The sequence below is a fragment of the Alkalitalea saponilacus genome (assembly GCF_900168165.1).
Classification (GTDB): domain Bacteria; phylum Bacteroidota; class Bacteroidia; order Bacteroidales; family Marinilabiliaceae; genus Natronoflexus; species Natronoflexus saponilacus.
The window spans coordinates 269,914-292,230 of sequence record NZ_FUYV01000002.1 but is presented as its reverse complement, the minus strand read 5'-3'; the positions used below and the strand labels follow the sequence as shown (position 1 = coordinate 292,230).

Annotated in this window: 14 protein-coding genes and 1 riboswitch; of the genes, 9 read left to right on the top strand and 5 right to left on the bottom strand. The window is 40.4% G+C overall.

Going from position 1 to position 22,317, the window contains the following annotated elements:
• Positions 1 to 16: 16 nt before the first annotated feature.
• Both B5X70_RS03245 and B5X70_RS03240 read left to right on the top strand, forming a co-directional pair.
• Positions 17 to 481: a T9SS type A sorting domain-containing protein gene (locus tag B5X70_RS03245; protein ID WP_079556441.1), complete on the top strand. Its 465-nt coding sequence runs from the start codon at positions 17 to 19 to the stop codon at positions 479 to 481.
• 651 nt (positions 482 to 1,132) lie between these two features.
• On the top strand, positions 1,133 to 1,927 hold the full coding sequence (locus B5X70_RS03240; RefSeq protein ID WP_079556440.1) for a M15 family metallopeptidase: 795 nt from the start codon (positions 1,133 to 1,135) through the stop codon (positions 1,925 to 1,927).
• A 205-nt stretch (positions 1,928 to 2,132) separates the two neighbouring features.
• Here the strand turns inward: B5X70_RS03240 and B5X70_RS03235 are convergent, their stop codons facing one another.
• Both B5X70_RS03235 and B5X70_RS03230 read right to left on the bottom strand, forming a co-directional pair.
• The gene (locus B5X70_RS03235) at positions 2,133 to 2,345 is read right to left on the bottom strand and encodes a hypothetical protein (RefSeq protein WP_079556439.1); all 213 of its coding nucleotides are present in this window, start codon (positions 2,343 to 2,345) and stop codon (positions 2,133 to 2,135) included.
• Positions 2,346 to 2,383: 38 nt separating this feature from the next.
• A complete protein-coding gene (locus B5X70_RS03230; RefSeq protein ID WP_079556438.1) occupies positions 2,384 to 5,593 on the bottom strand; it encodes a T9SS type A sorting domain-containing protein in 3,210 nt (1,069 codons plus the stop codon).
• A 477-nt stretch (positions 5,594 to 6,070) separates the two neighbouring features.
• A riboswitch (cobalamin riboswitch) is annotated at positions 6,071 to 6,349 on the top strand.
• A gap of 173 nt (positions 6,350 to 6,522) precedes the next feature.
• Between B5X70_RS03230 and B5X70_RS03225 the strand changes: the two genes are divergently transcribed.
• The 7 genes from B5X70_RS03225 to cobC all read left to right on the top strand — a co-directional run bounded on the left by B5X70_RS03225 (position 6,523) and on the right by cobC (position 13,803).
• A complete protein-coding gene (locus B5X70_RS03225) occupies positions 6,523 to 8,454 on the top strand; it encodes a TonB-dependent receptor plug domain-containing protein (protein WP_159449977.1) in 1,932 nt (643 codons plus the stop codon).
• 11 nt (positions 8,455 to 8,465) lie between these two features.
• Complete coding sequence (locus tag B5X70_RS03220) at positions 8,466 to 9,569, top strand: YncE family protein (protein ID WP_079556436.1); 1,104 nt, start codon at positions 8,466 to 8,468, stop codon at positions 9,567 to 9,569.
• 218 nt (positions 9,570 to 9,787) lie between these two features.
• Positions 9,788 to 10,192, top strand: coding sequence for a DUF4430 domain-containing protein (locus B5X70_RS03215; RefSeq protein WP_079556435.1), 405 nt, complete (start codon positions 9,788 to 9,790; stop codon positions 10,190 to 10,192).
• Between the two features lie 5 nt (positions 10,193 to 10,197).
• The gene (cobU, locus tag B5X70_RS03210; RefSeq protein WP_079556434.1) at positions 10,198 to 10,707 is read left to right on the top strand and encodes a bifunctional adenosylcobinamide kinase/adenosylcobinamide-phosphate guanylyltransferase; all 510 of its coding nucleotides are present in this window, start codon (positions 10,198 to 10,200) and stop codon (positions 10,705 to 10,707) included.
• Positions 10,708 to 11,219: 512 nt separating this feature from the next.
• On the top strand, positions 11,220 to 12,215 hold the full coding sequence (gene cobT / locus B5X70_RS03205) for a nicotinate-nucleotide--dimethylbenzimidazole phosphoribosyltransferase (RefSeq protein ID WP_079556433.1): 996 nt from the start codon (positions 11,220 to 11,222) through the stop codon (positions 12,213 to 12,215).
• Positions 12,216 to 12,371: 156 nt separating this feature from the next.
• Complete coding sequence (locus B5X70_RS03200) at positions 12,372 to 13,127, top strand: adenosylcobinamide-GDP ribazoletransferase (protein ID WP_079556432.1); 756 nt, start codon at positions 12,372 to 12,374, stop codon at positions 13,125 to 13,127.
• A gap of 124 nt (positions 13,128 to 13,251) precedes the next feature.
• The gene (gene cobC, locus B5X70_RS03195; protein WP_079556431.1) at positions 13,252 to 13,803 is read left to right on the top strand and encodes an alpha-ribazole phosphatase; all 552 of its coding nucleotides are present in this window, start codon (positions 13,252 to 13,254) and stop codon (positions 13,801 to 13,803) included.
• On the opposite strand, the gene B5X70_RS03190 is transcribed toward cobC, so the two are convergent.
• From B5X70_RS03190 to B5X70_RS03180, 3 genes are all read right to left on the bottom strand, one after another.
• The gene (locus B5X70_RS03190; RefSeq protein ID WP_079556430.1) at positions 13,775 to 16,330 is read right to left on the bottom strand and encodes a PAS domain S-box protein; all 2,556 of its coding nucleotides are present in this window, start codon (positions 16,328 to 16,330) and stop codon (positions 13,775 to 13,777) included. The genes cobC and B5X70_RS03190 overlap by 29 nt on opposite strands.
• A 268-nt stretch (positions 16,331 to 16,598) precedes the next feature.
• A complete protein-coding gene (locus B5X70_RS03185) occupies positions 16,599 to 20,828 on the bottom strand; it encodes a PKD domain-containing protein (protein ID WP_079556429.1) in 4,230 nt (1,409 codons plus the stop codon).
• An 81-nt stretch (positions 20,829 to 20,909) separates the two neighbouring features.
• On the bottom strand, positions 20,910 to 22,196 hold the full coding sequence (locus B5X70_RS03180) for an OmpA family protein (RefSeq protein WP_079556428.1): 1,287 nt from the start codon (positions 22,194 to 22,196) through the stop codon (positions 20,910 to 20,912).
• Positions 22,197 to 22,317 lie beyond the last annotated feature (121 nt).

Genomic DNA, 22,317 nt, shown 5'->3' with positions numbered 1-22,317 from the left:
CCAAAGTTTAATACAGATGAAAAAAATAATCAAACATATTGGGTTGGCGGTATTTTTAATTTCGTCAGCAATCACGGCTCAAACCAGGATCACCTACGAGTATGACCGGCAGGGCAGGGTCGTGACCGAAGAAGTCGAAAACCAATACAAAGTCACCTTCAGTTACGATGTCGAAGGGAACCTCAGCCACAAACACACTCAGGTGTATACCTATATCAATGAGGTTTTGACAGAATATTGGATTCAGAGCAGTTTTTTCCTTCACCCCAATCCTGTTGAGGATGCTTTTGTTATTGAATCCGTTCAGGGGGAAATGATCAAAAGGGTATTTATAACTGACATTAACGGAAGAGTCTGCTTTAAAATGAATTGCAATAGTAATCAGGCAGAGGTTGACATTTTCAGCTTCTTGCCTGGCATATATTTTGTGACCATTGTATCAGAAAACAAGTCAGAAATATTCAAGGTTCTCAAAAAATAATCCTAAAATTCCATCTAGCCTGTTTTATTGACTTACGTCGAACTTCGTTTCATGAATTGGCGCTATGAGATGATCAAATACCAATAGCTATGGACAACCGCAAAGGAAATTGATGAAGGTAATAATTGATTATTTTAAAGTCAATTTTATTGAGGACGTATGGATTTAGCAGGTAGTTGAGCATCGTTATAGATAATTCGTGAATAATACAGGCTAAGTTAGGTTTTCCGAAACATCGATAGATTGTGTTGCGTTTATTGCAGCAGATTTGATTTGCACGAAAACTTAATATTATTGCGAAAGGGAATTCTTTTTTTATACATCTTTGAGGCTGTAGTTTATAGTTCCAATGAAATTAGTATCCCATAGTTATCTTTAACCGGACAGTTTCGAGCAAATGTCTTAATATTACTGATTGTATGCTGTGCGAGGTGTTTTCTCAGGTGCTTTTTCCGGATTGGGTTATAGCGGAAAATAAACAAGCGGAACGGACTCAAAATTGGCAACTTGATTATTTTTATAGAGTTCATGATTCAACTGATCTTTAAAGAGTATCCGGATTATTGTCATCATGATTGTTGGTTGGATAAAAAGTTCCATTTCTGTTAAAAATTAACGAAATTACATTTTTTAACCATAAAAAAGCAGGCCATGAAGCAAACTGTAAGAACCGCTCAAACCCTACTAAATGAGAGGGGTTTATACAATGGAAGTATTGACGGTATTGCCGGCCCAATTACATTGGCCGGAATGGCTGGTGTTGAAGGTTTAAATCAGCGGTGGCCAAAAAACCGACAAATAATAGGGTTTATTCAAATTGCTGCTTCCGAATGCGGAATAGACGCAGGGCCAATAGATGGTTTATGGGGACCCAGAACCCAAGCTGCCTATGACGAGTTAATCTATCTGATCGAAAATGGGAAGCCACAGCCAGCATGGCGACCCGACGAGATTGTAGTGCCAAACCCAAACAGATGGCCGGTGCAGCATTCCAATGAATTTATGGAGTTTTTTGGGGAAAGAGGAACCAGCCTTAAAACCATCGATTTGCCCTATGAAATGAAACTGGCCTGGCAATTAAGAACCAAAGTGCGCCGAACTACTTGTCACGAAAAAGTGGCTGATAGCTTGATTTCTGTGTTGCAAAAAGTCAAGGAGATTTATGGCGAAAGGGAAATTCAACGCTTAAAGCTTAATTATTTTGGAGGTTGTTTCAATAACAGACCAATAAGGAATGGTTCTCTTTGGTCAATGCATGCCTGGGCCATAGCCCTCGATTTTGACCCCGATAGGAATCAACTTAGATGGGGTCGGGACAAAGCCTCTTTTGCCCATCCCGATTATGATCATTGGTGGAGATGTTGGGAAGATGAAGGATGGATCAGTTTAGGTCGGAAACGCAATTTCGATTGGATGCATGTTCAGGCTGCACGTTTGCCTGAATAGAGATCGTTTATCAATAAACATTCGGTTCTTTCGGCATCCAACAAAAAGAAAAAATCGGGACTGCCTGGTTTCAAAATTTTCTACGATTATGGGTCATGTTGAACTTGTCTTTTCTTATAATTACTAATAGCTTGGTGGCCGTACGTGTTTAAGATATATGAATATCATGATTTAGTGCTAATCTGTGAAAAACTCAAACCCTCGACTAATCAAAAGGGCTTCTTGCACTAGGGAAATCGGGGAATGCCTCTTTTCTATTGGTTTTAAAAATTTCTGAGTAATCCTCCTCAAATTGCGATGCCGCCCATGGCGTGTTGGGATCGGGAGGGCCTCCTTCCGACAGCATCATGATTGAGATCTGGTGGTCTATTGAAATAAATTCAATGGTCGGCTTTTTATATTTTTTGCGTTTTTTCATAAACTAAAATACCATCTACTAAATAGGTGAATAAACTTTTAGCGAATCACAACTTTTCCAACAAAGTGATTGCCATTTGTTTTCGTGATGTTTATGATATATATGCCCGGATTGTAATTTCCCAAAGAACGAATGCCTGTGTTGTAATTGTCATTTACAAATATCAATCGTCCCGATAAATCCGTAACAGTGACCCATTTTACAGGCTTCTCTTCCTTTATTTTTAAAAACAATTGTCGTTTCTCAACGAAATACTCCAGGCCATCCTGAAGGTCATTCTCCTTCATTGGGCTCTCTTCTGCCGTAATGACATCGTTCTTAAACACAAGAAGAAACCTGTTCTCATTAAGCATTTTTTTGTCTGCATAAAACTCATATGACCCATCACTTCCATTAAGCACCAACTCATCGGTATCCAAATCGAACAGAGACACATTTCTGTTTGTTAATTGGCTGTTAATTGCAATAGAATAGTGACCTGCCTTTTGAACATTAAAACCAAGTGGCACAGCCAGGTTGTTTTCATAGAAAAGTGCATTAATCGCATTTCTTTTAGTGTCATTCAAACTGAATACCTCTATGGCGTTAGGGCTGTTGGCAAATCGCTTCTCAGAGCTGTAGGCATTAATGTTTGCAATACCATCATCGATAAAGGCAATAATTGCTTCGTCAGTAGAAAGATCAGAAGATGCTGAAATTCTTATGAGGTCTTGAACCGGATTTGCAGATGAATTTTTAAGATAGGATGTGGTGTTGGCAGTTAGCGCACCGGGTGTGAGCATCAGTGAAGCACTTTCCTCTCCTTCCTTTACCTTTACAAAAAATGAATGGTTAGAGGGAATTAATGAGGTGACACCGTTTGTGCCTAGCTCCGTAAGTCCGTTGTAAACCCCATATACATCATCGGGCATCAACCACATCCAGAACGAATGTTCTATGTCGTCTTCCGCTGTGATGCCTAACTCATTCCAGTCTAATGATGCTGTAAAAGGATTTCCAATCATATTCCATCCTAATCCGCTTTCTGAGCGGGAAAGGGATGCCCCTACCTCGGTGGTGTTGATTGCTCCCGAAATAGACAACGGACTGTCAGTACTTCTGCAAATATAGCCCTGTCCGGGAACCAGCACTTCTTCCGATCCCACTTCATCCCATTGACCAGTTGCATTGTCCCACCTGTATATTCGGTTGTTAATCCCAATGGAACTTGCTGATGCACCCGAAACTGGAACTGCCAGGGAGTAGGTGTGGTCATCGTTGTTAATGACCTGTTGTATTTCAACACTGCCAGGTGCGATTGTTAAAGTTCCTCCGGGGAGATACGTTGCATTAATGCCGGGAGAAGACTCCAGAAGTAAGCGCCCGCTTACTTCAATTATAGAACCTGGTTCCTGCTTTAAAGTCCCGCCAGCCTCTATTTTTAATTCGCTTAAAACCTCTGTTGTTATACCATTTGGGACAGTTGTTTCTGATTCGTCTTTTATTGTTAAGTTGTAGAATGAATTGTTGCTTTTAATTTCAGACGTTCCGTTAAATATCACCTCCGAGGTAGATGGCGTAAAATTAGTTGCCTCCCAATCGCCACCACATTTAATGACCGCCGCCATATCGCAAATGATGTTGGTGGTGTTTATTCCGGATGCAGCGGAAAGCGTTCCTTCAATGAAAATGTTCGATGAGTAATCTTCTACATTCAAAGTAATTTCATGCGAAGAAGAGATATAAGAGTATTGTGCAGTTTCAGGATATTCATCGGCTCCGGCTGCTACCCAGCCACAATTGCCCGAGTTCTTCTCCCAAACCGAATTATCATCCCAATCCCCGGTTGCTGTGGATCTGTACAAGCTTCCCGCAGCACCAATATATATGTATTCACCCGCATTTCCATATCGCCCGGACCAAAAAAACGGAGTGCAAAACTCGGCATCGCAAGCTTCTATTTTAATGTCATAATAGCCGGCAGCGACTCCACTAATATCGTATGGGGTTATTGAGGTTGCGCTAATATCTGTGGCAATAGCAGCACCTACTTGCTCCCCTGTAACGGCATCTATGAGGTAAACATTGTAGGTAAGTTCATCTCCGTTGGGATCCGTCGCAGGCACCCATGAGATGTCGAAATTCCCACTGTAAGCACAAGGCTGAGGATTAATTAAGGCGCTTGCATTGGGTGGCAGGTTGGGGATTTCTTCAAATGGGAATTCGCTGAGGTCGCTGGTGGTTGTATAATCCAGACCTTCGTAGGTGTATTCAACTTCTATTTCTATGCCTATTTTATCAATAATTTCTGTTTCTCCATCTGTACCCGCTCTGGCCAGATGGATGTGCACATCGGGCAGTCCTGATTGGGCAGCTGTAGTCCAATTTGTTGCGTTGCCCCTGTACCATGTTGCATTGCCGGAAAGTGGCTGATCAATCAAGCCGTCATTATCGCGCCCACCGTTTTTGTCTTTTGTGTGGTATTTTAAATCCCAGGAGCGCACGGCTGCAGGTGTTGGAGCCATTAGAACTATCCAAAAATCACCGTTTATATCAATAGAATTGTTGCCAATAGTCCCATCCTCGTTGGTCAACAATCTCACTATGTGGTGTTTTGAGTTGGGTCCGTGGGTGTGGTTAAAATCATCGTCTCTGTTTATTGTGCCTACCAATTCGGCATTCGAATCATTCCGCCAGTCGCTGCCTTGAAAAAAGCTTAAGCTTTCACCACCACCTACAATATATACCTGTAAATCGATGCTCGATCCCGAACGGGGCTCAGCATAAAATTCAATAAAAATGCTTGAGTTATTGACTATCTTAAAAGGATTATTAAACTTCATTATGTGATATTGAGATCGATTGATCTGTATATCTACTGGTACGTTAGTTGTAGTAACATTGGTGGGCGCAAAGAATATTTCCGGGTAAACATCATCCGGTCTTATTGTATTGTTTGAGTAGGTGTCCCCCCCAATGTTTGTCATCACTTTTTTGTAGGGATCCTCATTAAATTCCTCTCCATCAGTATAAAACTCCGAATGCGCTTCCGGTCCTTCACCATTAACAATTGAGGTGATTGCATTCACGGCATCAATGGTGGTGCCGTTAGGATTCAGATCGGCACGCACTTCGTATAATCCAAAATAAGAAATTACCGGCAAAGGGGTAAGTTCTATATTGCTTACTAAAGGTGTGGGATCATCTGATATGGCGTTTGCCATTATGGATAATAAAACCGCAATGCAACAAATTCGTTTTATTGTCATAGTTTTGAGCTGTTAAATACGTATATACAGTCTTAGTGGGGCTGTTCATTTTATTGGCAACAATAGATTTACAGCGATCTTTCGCTTGAGTCTATCTAACCAATATATATCCGTTACTTAAGATACGACATTTTTTAGGGATCTGCATATTTTTCATGGGTGATGTATATCACCCATGAAAATGAAACTATGGCATAAACATCTTATTCTATTGGGTTTTACGGTAATATTCAGGGCTGTGTTTTTTACCATACTTTCGTCTCGTTTCGACAAGCTGTTTGGGATAAGGGATGTCTTGTAGCCATCAGATGCCTTTTCATCTGTTCTATCCGGGAGTTTATCGCATTACCCGGGCAGAAGTGGTATTATGGTTATAGCTGGGATGATTAGCAGTGCCAACCATTAAGCCACAGTAGTGGCACAGAGGATTTTTTGACTTGCATTCATTTTTTATTTCCACATTCAAAATAAAACTCTAAATTTGCATCCAAGTTTGGTTTTCCGATCTGTGTTTCGCAGACGGAATGAAAAGGGAATCCGGTGATTCCGTAAGGAAAATTCCGGAGCTGTACCCGCAGCTGTAAGTTCTTTAATAGGTTTTTGATATTCTTCGCCACTGGTAAATCAGTTATCAGTGTTCAGTTGTCAGTATTCAGTTATCGCTGTCCACTGCTCACTGTTCACTGCTCACTGAAACCGGGAAGGCCTTCAAAAACCGGAACGAGCCAGAAGACCTGCCATATGAACACCATTTATTAACAAAGCTTCGGGATTAAAGCTTGTGAAACATGCCATTTTTTTCGTCCGGACAAAGTTACCATTGGCAAACGGCTGTTGTTTATGCAAAAAAGCATTATTCTATTGCATAAAATCAACCTGGAAAATTTCACAAATCATTTTGCCCTTAGCTCATATTTATGAGTTTAAGCATGAGACATTTGTATTACTTATTCTGTTTGTTTATCACATTTCCACTTATTGCCGGTGAATCAGATTTTGTCATCGATTCCGTTTTTTTGGAGGAGGTTACAACTTATAGTAGTTACCGTCGGTTTCAACCGGGAGCCAAGATAGACCGAATTCCGGCCGCTCAAATGCAAATTGCCCAATCTGGCAATTTGGAGGAGGTGTTTTCAAGATTTACCCCTGTCTACATTAAGGGGAATGCCGGGGGTTTGTCCACCATTCGTTTTCGGGGCACAGCACCCGACCATACTGCCATTAATTTTGGCGGCATCAACATCAACAGTCATACATTGGGGCATTCAAACATGACAAAAATTCCGGTTTTCCTTTTCGACCGGATTGATGTTCAGTATGGCAGTTCTTCGGCCATTAATGGTTCAGGAGCCATAGGAGGAGCCATTTATCTGGAGCAAAACCATACGTGGACAAAAGGTGTGAGAAATTACCGAATCTATTCCAATGGCTCTTATGGTGAACACTTTTATGGTGAAAAACTATATTTGGGCAACGGTGTTTGGGAATCGGTCACAAAGTTCTATAATTACGAAAACCGAAACCGGTTTTCGTTTAAAAACCCTTATCATAACAACCGTTTTACCGACCCAACTCCCATAAAAGACCGGCAAAACGGAGCAGAAGTTCACAACCGTGGTGTTCTGCAGCAGTTTAATTATCTTCTTGCCCCCGGAGAAACACTGAAATCCTCATTTTGGTACGAAGAGAGCTGGCATCAGGTACAACCCAATATGCCATCGAATATTACATACGAATCGACGGCGGAACTGGATAATAAGAATTTTAGAAGCTGGGTGGAATATGAAAATAACAGCAGCGAAATTCAATATAAAGCAGGGGCTGGTTATGTCCGTGACAGGCAGATTTACAACAATATTAATGATCAGCTTGTGGCCACAGAAAGATTGGTCACCGATGCCCTGGTGAGTTACAGTTATGCTCCCAATCAGGAATTGCGATTTGGTGGACGCTATAAGTATATTGTACCAGATGTGCACGCTTATTCCCGCGACAACATTCGCTATGAGCAGCGGGCTCATCTTTTTCTTTCCTGGTTTTATGAGCCAATAAAGAACTTAAAAACCACCATTAATCTTCGCCAACCATATGTTACAGGGTTTAATGCTCCGTTTGCACCCTCTTTCATGGCGGAGTATGCCATGAATACCAGTGAGGCTTTGCGAACAACCTTTAACTCCGGGGTGTCCAGAAGTTATCGCATTCCCACATTAAACGATCGTTTTTGGGGAACTCAGGGTAATCCTAATCTGAAATCAGAAGTGGGAATCAATATTGAAGGAGGCGTTACCATGCTGTATCAGCCGGGTGCTGATTACTACCGACTCAGAGTCAATGCTTTTTACATGGATGTGGACAACTGGATAGAGTGGAGAAACTTTGGTCAGTGGGAAGCCAGAAATATCCAGAAAGTACAAAGCAAAGGAATGGAGATACAGTTGCATGCCGGCATTGAAATGCAAAGTTTTTCTTTGGAAGGAGGCTTGAATTATACTTATAATCCTGTGAAACGGATAAAAGACATCACTGCCAGTCACGTCAATGATCAACAATTGATGTATTCTCCTTTGCATATGGGCAATTCATTTTTGCAGATGAAATGGCGGGAGTTTTCCTGTTTTGCCGATTTAGGCTATACCGGGGAGCGTTATTATGACAACGATGGCAATACATTGCCATCGCATGTGATGGCAAATTCCGGACTTAGTTATCGCCTGCCATTTAATCAGCATAGCCTTATCCTTATGGCGCAGGTTAAGAATTTACTAAACGAGGATTATCAAAATGAAAGATATTACGCCATGCCCGGCAGAACATATCACATATCCATAAGTTTCGATTTAAATTTTACTCAATTATAATTAAATAGATTATGAAAAGAATAGCAAACATTTTTACGGTTTTACTTGCGGCGGGTCTGTTTTTCAGTGCTTGTACAAGTGATGATGATAATAAATTTGAGAGAGATGAAACAACCTTTGGTTGTTACATAGTGAATTATGGTAGTTTTGGAAATCTGGGAGCCAGTATCACTCGTTATGATTATAAGGCAGATACGGTTACCAATGGATATTTTGAAAGACAGAACAACGGTTTTGAACTGTTGTCAAATATTCAGTATGCCAATGTTTATAATGGAAGTATTTATATGATGGGCAATGAAAGAGATGAAGTTATAACAACAAACCTTCTTTTTCAGCAAACCGAAAATGGGATTTCGGAGGGGATTGCCAAGCCTCGTTTTTTTGTGGGTAATGGCGATTATATTTATGTTTCATGTTGGGGAAGTAACCCTGACTGGGGGGATATGGTCGATACTTACATTGCCAAAATTGATACCCGCACCAATGAGGTTGTTGAGAAAATTGATTTACCCGGTGGGCCTGAAGGGCTGGCAATTGCCAACGGGCATCTCTATGCAGCGTTAAATTTCCGGAAGCAGGTGGCGGTAATTGATTTGAATGATTATGAATCAATCACCTACATCGAAACCCCGGGAGTTACCTCTTATTTCATAAAAGATGCTAGCAATAATTTGTATGTTACATTACTGAGTTCATTTACTCAGGACGTGGAAGATACGGGTATGGGTTATATCAATACTGCTACCAAAACACTTGAGGAGGTGTACTCTTTAGATGGCATAAGTTCCAGTTATGGTTCAGTAATATCGCCCAATAATGATTTTTCAACCATTTACGTTATTGCAGCTTCATGGGTTGAAGTTGAAGGCAAATGGGAACAACAAGGAGGAGTTTTTAGTTTTGATGTGGCTTCGAAAAGCTATAGCCCATTTATTAGCAATCTTTCCGGGATGGGCGGTGTGATGGTCAATCCAGATACCGACGAAATTTATTTGTTAACATCATCCAGTACATCAGAATCCGGAAAATTGAATGTTTATAACGAAGATGGAACTTTCATTAAAGATATCCAGGTGGGACGTTCTCCAGCGTGGGCTTTCTTTATGAAATAGGAGAGTATATTAGCAACTGAAAGAGATTTAGCATGCTCTGAAATATAGTGTGTGATAAATTTGTGTGGATAATGTCGTGCCTCTTTTATCTAATGATCTAAAATTCTATAGTCTAATTAACTGTTTTATCTGTCTATAATGCCGAAGTTGTCAATTATTCCGTTGTGTTTTAACGAAAACACAACGGGATTTTGCAACGGGTTAAAATTTGTAATGCTATGTTAAGTCTGAAAAAAATACCTTTGTTATTGTTTGTGGTTGTTATTTTTATGGCTCGTTTTGGGGCGAATGCTACTGAAGGCAAAACGCCAGTAGTCAAGAAAATGGTGAAAGTTTACATTGATTATGGAGAAGGTATCAGGGTAGATTCTTCAATAGTTTATTGGCATGATGGATTAACAGCCATGGAAGCCCTTCAGCATTGTGTATCTGTAACTACTCGTCCGGTTGATGAGTATGTTTTTGTTTCTGCCATAGATACATTTCATAATCAGCGGGGTGGAAAAGTATGGTATTATACGGTAAACGGAGAGCCGGCAAAAAAGCTTGCCATTCACAACCGGATTAATGCGGGAGATGAGGTCAGGTGGCGATATTGTGACGATGTATGTTCAACTAAATAGTATATATGAGAAAAATAACGCTTATTACGGGAGGTCAACGTTCAGGAAAGAGCTCTTATGCACAAAAGCTGGCAGAAGAGGCATGTGAGAAACCGGTATATTTAGCAACAGCCCGATACTGGGATGAAGATTTTACGGAGAGAATACGACGACATCAGTCCGACCGTGGTGAGCAGTGGGAAACGGTAGAGGAGGACACCTATTTGTCAAAACTAAACATTACCGGAAGAACAGTTCTTTTAGATTGCATTACCCTTTGGCTTACCAATTTGTTTCACGACTCCAATTATAATCCCGAGAAAGCTCTTGAGCTTGCAAAGCAGGAATGGGATCAATTTGTGCAGAATGAGAACCACCTCCTTGTTGTTTCAAACGAAATAGGAATGGGGATTCACGGAGGGGCTGAAATTTCACGTAAATTTACAGATATCCACGGGTGGATGAACCAGCATATAGCTGAACAGGCTGATGAGGTGATTCTTATGGTTTCCGGAATACCGATGAAAATAAAGTAATTAGTGAGATAGAAATATAGATGTAAGAGGGAGTCAGAATACCATTAAGATTGCCAGACACTAGTTTTAATTTAGGTGTGCCTGGTCTTCTTGAATTTCAAAGATGCCAGGGCTAAGCCACTAAAATTAATATAAATCTCTATTTCTACGAAGATGTTAGGGCTACGCCCCTATTTATTGTATTGAGAAGAATAAAGGTGAAATACGAAGTCCCGAAAAAGGACTATTTATTTGTATTGAATAAGGGGCGTTAGCCCTGTAATCTTCGTAGAAGATTTACTATTGGCCGAACATTAGGGGCGTAGCCCTGATATCTAGATGTTTTAGGTACCAACTTAAATATTTACCCAGCGCAGCAAAATCATATTTGGATACAAAAAAAACTCTGCGTTTTTGCGTCTCTGCGTTTAGAAAGAAGAAGTTAGATGATTATTTACCCAACGCAGCAATATCATATTTGGATACACAAAAAAAACTCTGCGTTTTTGTGTCTCTGCGTTTAATAAAAAAACATGAAAACCCAACTACAACACAAAATTGACAACAAAACCAAGCCTCCCGGTTCGTTGGGAAGGTTAGAAGAGATTGCTCTTCAGATAGGATTGATTCAAAACACCCTGTCGCCCGAAATTAAAAACCCAATCATGTTGGTGTTTGCAGCCGATCACGGCATTGCCGATGAAAAGGTGAGTCCCTATCCCAAGGAAGTCACCTGGCAAATGGTAATGAATTTTGTTGCCGGAGGAGCTGCCATAAATGTCTTCTGCAAACAGAACAGAATCAGTCTTAAAGTGATTGACGCAGGTGTTGATTACGATTTCCCTGCCGAATTGCCCATCGTTAATGCGAAAATTGCCAGAGGAACCCGAAATATGCTTCATCAACCTGCTATGACTCTGGAAGAATGCCAGACAGCCTTGGATAAAGGGCGTGAGTTTGTGATGAAGGAAGTTCAACATGGCTGTAACACCATTGGTTTTGGAGAGATGGGCATTGGCAATACTTCGCCATCCTCCCTCTTGATGCATCGGTTTTTAAATCTGCCCATTGAAGAATGCACCGGAGCGGGAGCCGGAATGATTGGCGATAAACTGGACTATAAAACTTCGGTGCTTAAAAAGGTTTCTGAGAAACACAACCCATCAACCCCATTGGAAATTTTGGCAACATTTGGTGGATTGGAAATCGCCATGATGACCGGCGCTTTTTTGGAAGCACACCAACAGGGAATGATCATTTTGGTGGATGGTTTTATAGCAACCGCATCATTGCTAACAGCCTGCCAATTTGAACCAAATGTGAAGAAGAATGCTGTTTTTTGCCATACCTCTAACGAAAAAGGGCACAGGATACTTCTGGAACATTTTAATGCGAAACCTGTTCTTGATTTAGGCATGCGTTTGGGCGAAGGAACCGGAGCAGCGGTAGCGCTTCCGGTAATCCAATCTGCGCTTGCCTTTATTAACGAAATGGCCAGCTTTGATGATGCCGGGGTAGCAAAGGAATAAATCAGAAACGATTGATCCGATGACTTTTGCCAACTTTGGTTAGTCATCGAAAAATCATTTTTTTAACTTTACGAAAAACCATTATCTTTTTGCGTCTCTGCGTTTAAAAGAGCAAAACAAGGCATCTTTGCGCCTCTGAGTTTAATTAAAACCAATATGAACACACTTCTCACTGCCATCATGTTTTTCACCAGGATTCCGGTGCCAAAGAATCTGCCATATTCTAAAGAGTTACTCAATAAGGCTCTCCGGTTTTTCCCTTTGGTGGGAGGCATTGTTGGTGGTGTGGGGGCTGGTGTTCTATGGCTGGCACTTTTGGTTTTTCCATTGCCATTGGCGCTGTTACTTTCTATTGTCGCTACCATTTTTATTACAGGGGCATTTCACGAAGACGGCTTTGCCGATTTTTGCGATGGCTACGGCGGTGGCATGAGCAAGGAGCGAATTCTGCAAATTATGAAGGACAGTCGTTTGGGAACTTATGGAACCATCGGTCTGGTGAGTGTGCTTGCAGTTAAATACACCGCTTTATTGTCGATTCCCATACCATATCTTTTTATGGTTTTGGTTTCAGCACATATCTTTAGTCGTTTCGTGCCTGTGGTTTTGGTTTTTACCACTCCGTATATTCGGGAAGATGCGTTGAGCAAAGCCAAGCCTATTGGGAATCAAACATCCGTTACTTCATTAATTATAGCCATGTTGATGGCAATTATCCCTATATTTTTCCTGAATTGGATACATTCAGCAGGAATCATTGTTGCGTGCACAATCGTGATTGTCCTTTTTCGTTCATACATCATGAAACGCACCGGGGGATATAGCGGCGACGTGTTAGGCGCGTTGCAACAATTATGTGAAGTCGCTATTTATTTGGTAATTGTAGCACTAAACCATCCCCCTCAACTTTAAACTTTAAATCTCAAACCCCATGGCTACCCCCAATCCCCTTGAAGGGGAACCACATCCACACAAACCCTCAACATTAAACCTTGAACTTAAAACCTAAAACTCTCAACTTTCAACTTAAAAAAACATGCAACTCACTCTCATCCGACATATAAAAACCTTTGCGCCGGAAGGTTTGTGCTATGGGCAAACAGACATAGGGCTTCCTCCCGGCTATGGAAAAGTGCATGCCGGAATTGCTGAAAAGCTTAAGGATTCCAAATTTGATGTGATATTTTCCAGCCCTTTGCAGCGTTGCAAACTTTTGGCAGAAGCTATTTCAAAAAACAGACAACCAATTGTGTGTGATGATAGATTGAAAGAACTTAATTTTGGAGAGTGGGAAATGAAGATGTGGTCAGATATTGAATCATCTGCTGAGGCAAAGTTGTTTTTTGAGGATTATATAAATGTTGCGCCTCCGGGAGGCGAATCATTTCAGGAAATGATTCACCGCATCAAAACTTTTAATCAAGAACTTAGAAAAAACTATACAGGCAAAAGGGTTTTAATTGTTTCGCACGGTGGCCCAATACGCGTGTTTGTGGGGTTAAACAAAAACATAGAAATACAAGATATTTTTGATATTCGGGTTGATTACGGCCAACTGATTAAGTTGATGCAAAGGACGGGAGAGTAAAGTGAAATTTTGAACCTTTCCCTACTGCGCTCTTAACCCATATATCTCCTTTGTGGTATTCAACAAACTCTTTGCATAAAACCAATCCCAATCCTGAACCCTTTTCGCCATTTGAGCCGGCTTGAGAGGTTATGCTCTCAGAAGTAAACAAGTTGTTTGCAGTGTCGATATTCATCCCAACACCATTATCCTCAACGCATACTTCCACCATTTTGCCTTTGTTTTTAGCTGTTATTTTTATTTTTCCATCAGGCATAGAAAACTTCACGGCATTACTCAACAGGTTTCGGAAGATAGAGTTTACCATGTCTTTATCGGCATATAAAAAAACAGGCTTGGTTAATTCTGCTGTAACCTCTATGTTTTTTACTTTGAATTGAGCATTCATGTTGTTAATAATATGATTACAAACTTCCGTTAAGTTAATGTCTGTTGGGTTGTAGTTTATAAGCCCTCTTTTAGATTTGCTCCATTCTAAAAGATTTTCCAGTAAATTAAACGTTTTTTCCGAGCCATCGGTAATCAGGCCAAGGTATTCTTTTATCTCTTTTTCACTTAGCGTGTCGTAGTTTTCATTAATAATCTGCGATAAGTTAATCAGTGCCATAAATGGACTTCTCAAATCATGAGATACAATTGAAAAGAGTTTGTCTCTTTGATTGTTAAGTTCTAAAAGATCTATGTTTTTGTTTTTTAGTTCATTGTTAATTCTAATCCTGGAAACCAATATCCAGACAGAGTTCATCAGTAGTTCCAGCTGAAGTTCATCAAATGTAGTATATTCCTCTTTTTTATTTGCTACTCCAACAGTTGCCACAATTTTATCTTTTTCAAATACCGGGATAGATAGAAAACGGGTCAATTCTGCATGACCCGGGGGGTAGCCTTTCCTTTGCGGATTGAAAGCTTTCATATCATTCACCATAATGGCTTTTCTTTGCCGCACCACTTCTCCCCATATCCCTGTTTTACTCAGTTCATAAGTGGTTCGGGGTTCAATAATGCTACATTGTTGCATCACCTCTTTCGACCAGGAGTTTAGTATAAATGTTTGGTTCTCTTCCTGATAATGGTATATAAATCCTATTTTGCTATTGGTTAATCGTATCGCTTCTTCTAACACATGCTTTAGCAAGGTGTTTTCGTCATCAAAATTCAGCAGCATCATTGAAATTATTGACTTTAGGCGAGCTTCTTCTGCTTTTCTCTCTTCAATTCTGTTTTTCTCTTGGGTAATGTCTTCTTTTACAGCTATAAAGTGAGTAGTGTCTCCTTGTTGGTTTTTAACTGCCGAGATGGATGCCAGCTCCCAATACAGGTCGCCATTTTTCTTCCTGTTCAGCAGTTCTCCTCGCCACTCTTCACCTTTTGAAACCGTCTCCCATAATTCAGAATAAATTTTATCATCCATTTTTCCGGATTTTTGAATAGCGGGAGTTTTCCCTATTGCTTCATCTTCCGAGTATCCGGTGAGTTCAATAAACTTGCTGTTGACATACTCAATAACCCCATTTGTATTGGTAATGATAATACTGACCGGACTATTTTCAACGGCTCTTTTTAATAAGTTTAACTGGTTGTTAGCATCTATGGTGTCGGTTATATCTCTTGCAATACAAACAAAGGAGTCAGGCTTTTGGTCAATCAAAACAGGCGAAATACTTATGTCTAACCACACTTTTTCTCCGCTCTTTGTCCTTGCAGAAATGATGTTTAGTTTCGAGGTACTCCCATTAAGAAGATCTTTAAATTTTTGAGCAAGTTCTTGCTTGTGTTCGCTGTCAACATAATCAATAATCGGCTCCCCAATAAGTTCTTCTGGTGTGTAACCCATTATTGTTTTTATTTTGGGCGATGCGTAGATGAAACGTCCTTCAGGGTCAATTTGCATTATGATGTCGAAGGAGTTATCTGTAATAAGTTGGTGTTTTTTTTGGTTTTCTGTAAGTTCTTTGGTTCTCTCGTTTACTTTTTCTTCCAAAGTTCTATGAGCCTTTTCCAAATCTGCCTGAGTGTTTTTTAATTCGGTGATATCGACCGAAATGCCAAAAGTGCCAATTAACTCATTCCATTCGTTGTGTAATGGGAATTTGTTCGTAGAAACCCACGTGTCTTGTTTGTTGGCCCAAGTCTCTCTTTCTATTATGTTGAGAAGTGGTTTTTGAGTTTTGATGATTTTTTGTTCGTCTCTATAGGCTTGTTCTGCATGCTCTTGTGTAAACAGATCGAAATCTGTTTTTCCAATCATCTCTTGTTCACTGTTAAATTGGGAGTGTTTTTTTGCCATAGATTCATTGCAAAGAAAGATACGACTGCGTAAGTCTTTGAAATATATGGAGTGAGGCAATGCGTTCAGCAGTGTTTTAAATAAGGTTGCCGGGGAGCATGATATGTCAGCGCTGTTTGCTTCCGGAAACTGTTCATTTATAATGCCCTGCGTTGATGTAGCCCTAAGATGTGAGATTTCCTGTTTTAAGAGCCGGTTTTCTTCTTGTAGCTTTTTATAACGCTTCCTTTGGAATAGCATAGTTTAGGTCGTAATTGCTTTTGGAATAATGCTTCTCTTGGTTTTTATGGTTTAACGACCTGTATTCTGAAAAGTTTCAAAATGCCTGACCTATTATAATTTGAGCCGAGTCAGCGGCTCTTTTTTGTTGATGAAACACTTTATGAATGGAAAAAGAGCAATCTTGCAACACAGATTGTAGACAATTGCCTAAAATTTAAAAGCTATCTTTCTATTGATTATGTTATTTATCCGATGCCTTTAATAAGGCATCGGATAAATTTTACTGCTATCTCTTTACAGCTTTGATTGTTTTACTGGTGTTGTCCGATTGAATCATATAAATCAAATACACACCTGTTGGGTATTGTGAGGTGTTGATGTTGATCGTTTCTGAATCAACCATTATCGTTTCGATAATGGTTCCAACACTATTTATAACTTTCAAATACTTAGTGTTATTTGTCTTGATTGATAGTTTATCTTTGAATGGATTCGGAAACAGATTTGCTGATGTTTGATGCTCAGCAATATTTGAGGATACCTCAAATATTGCTTCCAGAGAAACATTGCTGTCCAATGTAAACTGCAAACTGGCATCACTGTCTGAGAAATCTCCCTTCCATTCTGTGAAACTCCAGGATTCGTCTGGTGTTGCATTAATGGTAACGTGAGTCGGCTCGTCAAATATTAAGGGCGACTGATATTCCAGCCCATTTACCTCAACACTTCCCATGCCGGTTGTATTTATGGTTAGGGAGAGTGCATTGGATTTATGGGTCTTTGTGGAACTTATCGCATAGTGTCGATGTTCTGCTTTAGTGTTATCTGCATCAATGATAATTTGATGCACTGAAGCAAAAGGTTTTCCGACAATATCTAAAACAACTGCGTACTCTCCATCAGGAAGGTTACTGAATTTATAGAACCCGTTTTCGTCTGAAACTGTTGTTGCCAGCAGTTTCCCGCTTTCATACTCACGCAGCTGAACTCTGATTCCACTTGCCAAAGTATATCCCGTGTTACTTTTCAATGTTTTTGCCGGATATGAAATTGATCTGGGTCCCACTCCGATTTCATCATCTTCATCCTCCACATTGTTGGAGTAGAACAGGTAACCTGATATCTCACCCATACCGGACAGTATATCATCCAGAGTAATCATGTTTAAAGCAAGATGAGCCTTTGCATCGCAATATATTACTATGGGTGAGGTCTCCTGCCAGTAAAAAGCCTCTTCCGCATACATTCTGAAATAGGAAACAACCATCTCCGGGTATAGTTCCGGATTATTGATTGATGCTGCTACTATGTATAATCCGGGTTCCAGATTTCTGAACTCAAAATCTCCTGACGAGCTAATGGGTGCGGTTGTTAAAAGGTTATATTTTTCTTCAACGTTTCTGAAATAAAGCTCCATGGTAATAGATCCGTTTAAAAGTGCTGCCAATTCAGCATGTACTGTTCCCGTTATTTCGCCATTTTCGCATTCATCGTTTTCAGATTCTTCTATAGAAATGTCGATGTTTCGGTGGTATGCGCACATTGAGTTATCAGATGGCGATACCATAAGAGCAATGGTATAATCGCCATAATCTGCATAAGTGTAACGACCAGATTCACGATACTCATCACCTGAACCTTGCCCGCTGTCACCAAAATACCATGAGAAATTATAATCATCAATCCCGTCTACCAATAAGGCAAAATCAAGGGTTAAGCTTTCCGGATTGGTAATGGTGTTTACCGTGATTACAGGATCTGCAACAAGGATGGTTTCTGTAATGGTAATGGTGCAACTTTCATTGTTGTCATCAACAACAATGAGTTTAATGGTGTGAGTTCCCTGCTCAAGCAGCAGAGGGGAAATGTCTTCAGAATCATACTCAACATCATTAACAAACCAGAATATAGAATAAGGTTTTTCAGAATTGTTAACCATTTCACTTATGATAAACTCATTGCAGCTTTGCCCGTATATGAAGATTTCTGCTTCAAGCATGCAATCGTTCACGTCAATTTGCTCTTCAAGCAGGTATGAACAAACATTGTTGTTGAGATCGAATATAGTCAGTGATAGAGTGTAGTCTCCCATCTCGCTGTATGTGTGTGTGCCACTAATTTGGTTGTCGTTGTTCGTATTTCCGTCTCCAAAATCCCACGATACAGAAAAGCTTTCAATTCCTTCAACAGTAGCGGAATAGCTTAGTTCAAGAGTTGTTTTGTCCAGTAGGGTTTCAATCTCTATTTGAGGATTATCAACAGTGATGGCTTCTGTAGCAGTATAAGTACACTCCGGATTGTCATTGCTTGTTAACATAAGTTTCAGAGTATAAATTCCCGGTTCCAGAAGTAAGCTCTCCAATATGTTTTCGTTTATCTCTACATCGTTTAAGAGCCATTTGCGTGAGTGTTCCACCCCATTTGCTTCTATTGCAGAAGTTATCATAAACTCGTTGCACGATAGGGGCTCAACGGCAATTGTTGCAGTAGGCGGACAATTGTTTGGTGTTTTTTCTTTTTTTATCGTCATGTTAAGCAAAACGCTTTCCATCCCGAAAAAGTGAAACAAGTCAATCGGATTATCTTCATCTCCCATAAAGGTGAAAGTATGAACATTTGAAGAGCTGCTGCCAGGATATGCCTGTGTATGAATAGACTCATCGCCCGACCATGCCTTGCCTCCGGTACAATTATCTCCACAGTAGTCCAAAAACTCAATGACAACCTCGTAAACATGACCGTCTAATTGCGAAAAATCTGCAATGAACAAGTCGTTGGTTCCGATTAAACTAACGCCTCCGTTTATTGATATTTCGCAGTTATCATCGGTGCTGCTGGCACCTGAAAAGGAAACGCCCTGATGAATAAATGGCGTTTCACACAGGTTTTGTTCGGATGTGAATTCTGAAAAGTCAAAATGCAATACTTCCAGTTCGCTTTCAAACTGAAGCACTTCTATAATTTCGGTTTTCACAACCGTTTCTGAAAGTGTTCCGTTGCTAACGGTAAGTTTTACCATGTAAACACCGGATTGGGTATATGTGTAAGTGGGGTGTTGCTCGGTTGAATTAACAGTTCCATCGTTATTGAAATCCCATTGCCATGAGGTTGGGGCATCTACCCCTATTGCATACGATTCGTCATTAAAGGTTACCTCAACAGGAGCATATCCACCTCTGATTATGAATGAGAAGTCGGCAACCAAAGGCTCCTCTATTTCTTGGTGGAAATAGATAGCACCTATGTCTTTACGGGTTCCATCGGGATCCTGATCTTCGGGGTCGTTTTGCCAGGTAATGCCATCCCTGTTTGTATCCGGGTCTCCTGCATCAATACATGTAGAGTTTTCCTGAAGATTGAAGTCATTGCCGTTGAAATTGACAAAAAGAGGGTCGTCGGTTATATTGCCCTCACCAAAATTAATGACAGAAGTTTCGTTGGCACTGGCAAAATCATCTGCATTTGCCGATATGTTGCAATATTCTATATTTACCTGATGTGAAGTGCTGTTTTGCTGGTTCACGTATATCTCTTTATCGCTTTCTACAACTGCGTTGTTTCTTATAATGTTGTTGGTGATGATTGTGGTAGAAGGGAAGGTGTGCGAACTGTTTCCTCCAATAAAAATTGCAGCTCCTTTTCGTGTAGCTCCGTGCTGGGTTAATTGGTTTTTGACAATGGTGTTGTTTATAACTCTAGCCCCACGGGTATTTGCAAAGTGCAGCGCAGCACCTTCGGTTGCTGCACTGTTACTATATAATTGGTTATAGGTTATTCTTGGGGAAAAGTGCCAAAAAGCCATTGCGCCTCCTCTGTTGGCATGGTTGCCGCTGAATATGTTGTTGTCAATGGTTACATTGGCTCCCATTTGGGATGAGTAGGCATAAATTGCGCCTCCTCTACTGGCTGAGTTGTTTTTGAAAGTGCAATTATCAATAACCACATTTCGTTCGTTGGTTTGGTTTGAGTATATGGCACCCCCGTCGCTGCTTGATGATGTTCTGTTCCCCTCAAAATAAGAGTGGCTTATCACAGCATTGGTGTTGCTCAGATATATGGCTCCGCCGTTTCTGTTCATTCCGCCGGCTTCGTTGTTCAGAAATCTTAAATGCTCCCCTTTAAAGGTTCCGCCTGCCACATAAAGTCCCGCTCCGTGGTCAGCAACAGATCCATCCTTTATGGTAAATCCTACCAGAGTTACATTAGAATTGCCACTGATGTGGATAATCCTTTTGGTGATTTCATCTTCTATAAAGGGAGTAAGAATGGTGTTGCTAATGTGTTCCGGATTGTTCTCGGTTAAGTATTGTGATGCTAAAGTCAATGTTTTGCTACTAATGATGATTTCTTCCGAGTAAGTTCCTGGCGAAACAAGAATGAGGTCTTGATGATCGGCATTATCAATAGCTGATTGAATGGTTGGGTAGTTTTGCGATGGGACAATCAAGGTGTTTTGTCCGGTCATTTTTATGCACAGCATAAAAATAATAGAGATAAATAGTAGATGTTTCTTCATGCGTCTATAATTTATTTTCCATTTGCCAATGCTTTTGGAAAATGAGTCCCGATGGTTCAGGACTCATTTAATTTTTTAAAATTAAAATTTAACAAATTCAACCCTTCTGTTTTGCGCTTTGCCTTCTGATGTGCTGTTGTTGGCAACGGGCTTGGATTGTCCGTGACCTGCTGACTTTAGTCTTTGCGGGCTTATCCCCATACTGATTAGCTGGTTCATAACGGTTTTAGCACGATCTTCCGAAAGCTTTTGGTTTGCAGTGGCATTGCCGTCGCTGTCTGTATGTCCTTCAACGGAGAAGTTAAGTTCCGGATGCTTGCTCAACAGAGAGTGTATTTCATTAATGATGCCCATTGACTCAGGACGCAGGGTCGATTTTCCTACGTCAAAACGAATCCCATCGGCAATAATCTTCCCATCTGTGAGAAATTTGTCATAGAGAGGAACCGCTCCTTGAGCGATTCTTATGTTTTTGATGAATCCTTTTCTGTTTCCTGAGGGGTTATGAAAACCAATGGTTACACCTGTGGGATTGTAACCGAGATTTGGAATGTTGAGTATTCGGGAATCATCTAAATAAACTTTTAAGGCTCTGATGTTGAAAGATATGGAAACCCGTCGCCAAATATGGTCATCACCTCTGTCGTTAGAGGTTCCGGGATAGTTGCTTCTGCTTATATGATGGCCATCAGCCCCATTTTTGTAAATCCTGACCCATTTATTTCCCTGTTGGTAGCTTCTGTCCAAATTGCTCTGGTTTTTGAAGTCTGTTAGTGAAATACGGTAGCTCGATGGATCGTTATCAAAAAAAGCATCAAACTCTATGGTGAATTCATCGGGCAGATAGTCTTCATGGCTGTTTTTAATAAGCGGAACAATTCCTCCGCCTCCATTTGTGTTGCAATTGATAAACCAGATAACATTTTCACCGTCAAGTTCGGCAATCTCTATTGTTCCTCTGGTTAAATCCCATTTTGATGGAAATTCTCCATTTCTTTCATTTTCTAAGTTGTCTTCAAAAATGATTTCATCGCCCGGAATAAAATCAAAGCGCGACCAATTTAATTGAGGGGAGGTGGTTGTAGCAGACTGTTGATTTATTGTTTCAGAAGTTGATTCTACGGTTGATTCAGGAACTTTATTCTGACTTTGTTTATCAGAATCAGATGATTCTCTGCCATCTATGGCGTCTTCAATTTCATCAAGGGTTGCGTCAACTTTATTGTCGATTCTTCTCTCTATCCGATTTTCAATCTTTTGTTCTGTCCTGTTTTGTGTCCTTCTTATGATTCTGTCAGTATTAATTTGTGCTTCCAGAGTTTGTAAAGCTAATACCGATACTAATAGTGCTAGCAGAGTTGTTTTCATGGATAACGGATTTTGTCGTTTAGCAATGGAGTGTTAAAATGGATATATCGTTAGTCCCAAAAGGAGACTAACGATAAATTGTGAGGTTTTCTCAAGGAAAAGGGCATATCACCTTGTCTTC

What these genes read in the sequence shown, in the direction of transcription:
- B5X70_RS03245 (WP_079556441.1), top strand. Translation starts at nt 17, where the DNA reads ATGAAAAAAATAATCAAACATATTGGGTTGGCGGTATTTTTAATTTCG.
- B5X70_RS03240 (WP_079556440.1), top strand. Translation starts at nt 1,133, where the DNA reads ATGAAGCAAACTGTAAGAACCGCTCAAACCCTACTAAATGAGAGGGGT.
- B5X70_RS03235 (WP_079556439.1), bottom strand. Translation starts at nt 2,345, where the DNA reads ATGAAAAAACGCAAAAAATATAAAAAGCCGACCATTGAATTTATTTCA.
- B5X70_RS03230 (WP_079556438.1), bottom strand. Translation starts at nt 5,593, where the DNA reads ATGACAATAAAACGAATTTGTTGCATTGCGGTTTTATTATCCATAATG.
- B5X70_RS03225 (WP_159449977.1), top strand. Translation starts at nt 6,523, where the DNA reads ATGAGACATTTGTATTACTTATTCTGTTTGTTTATCACATTTCCACTT.
- B5X70_RS03220 (WP_079556436.1), top strand. Translation starts at nt 8,466, where the DNA reads ATGAAAAGAATAGCAAACATTTTTACGGTTTTACTTGCGGCGGGTCTG.
- B5X70_RS03215 (WP_079556435.1), top strand. Translation starts at nt 9,788, where the DNA reads ATGTTAAGTCTGAAAAAAATACCTTTGTTATTGTTTGTGGTTGTTATT.
- cobU (WP_079556434.1), top strand. Translation starts at nt 10,198, where the DNA reads ATGAGAAAAATAACGCTTATTACGGGAGGTCAACGTTCAGGAAAGAGC.
- cobT (WP_079556433.1), top strand. Translation starts at nt 11,220, where the DNA reads ATGAAAACCCAACTACAACACAAAATTGACAACAAAACCAAGCCTCCC.
- B5X70_RS03200 (WP_079556432.1), top strand. Translation starts at nt 12,372, where the DNA reads ATGAACACACTTCTCACTGCCATCATGTTTTTCACCAGGATTCCGGTG.
- cobC (WP_079556431.1), top strand. Translation starts at nt 13,252, where the DNA reads ATGCAACTCACTCTCATCCGACATATAAAAACCTTTGCGCCGGAAGGT.
- B5X70_RS03190 (WP_079556430.1), bottom strand. Translation starts at nt 16,330, where the DNA reads ATGCTATTCCAAAGGAAGCGTTATAAAAAGCTACAAGAAGAAAACCGG.
- B5X70_RS03185 (WP_079556429.1), bottom strand. Translation starts at nt 20,828, where the DNA reads ATGAAGAAACATCTACTATTTATCTCTATTATTTTTATGCTGTGCATA.
- B5X70_RS03180 (WP_079556428.1), bottom strand. Translation starts at nt 22,196, where the DNA reads ATGAAAACAACTCTGCTAGCACTATTAGTATCGGTATTAGCTTTACAA.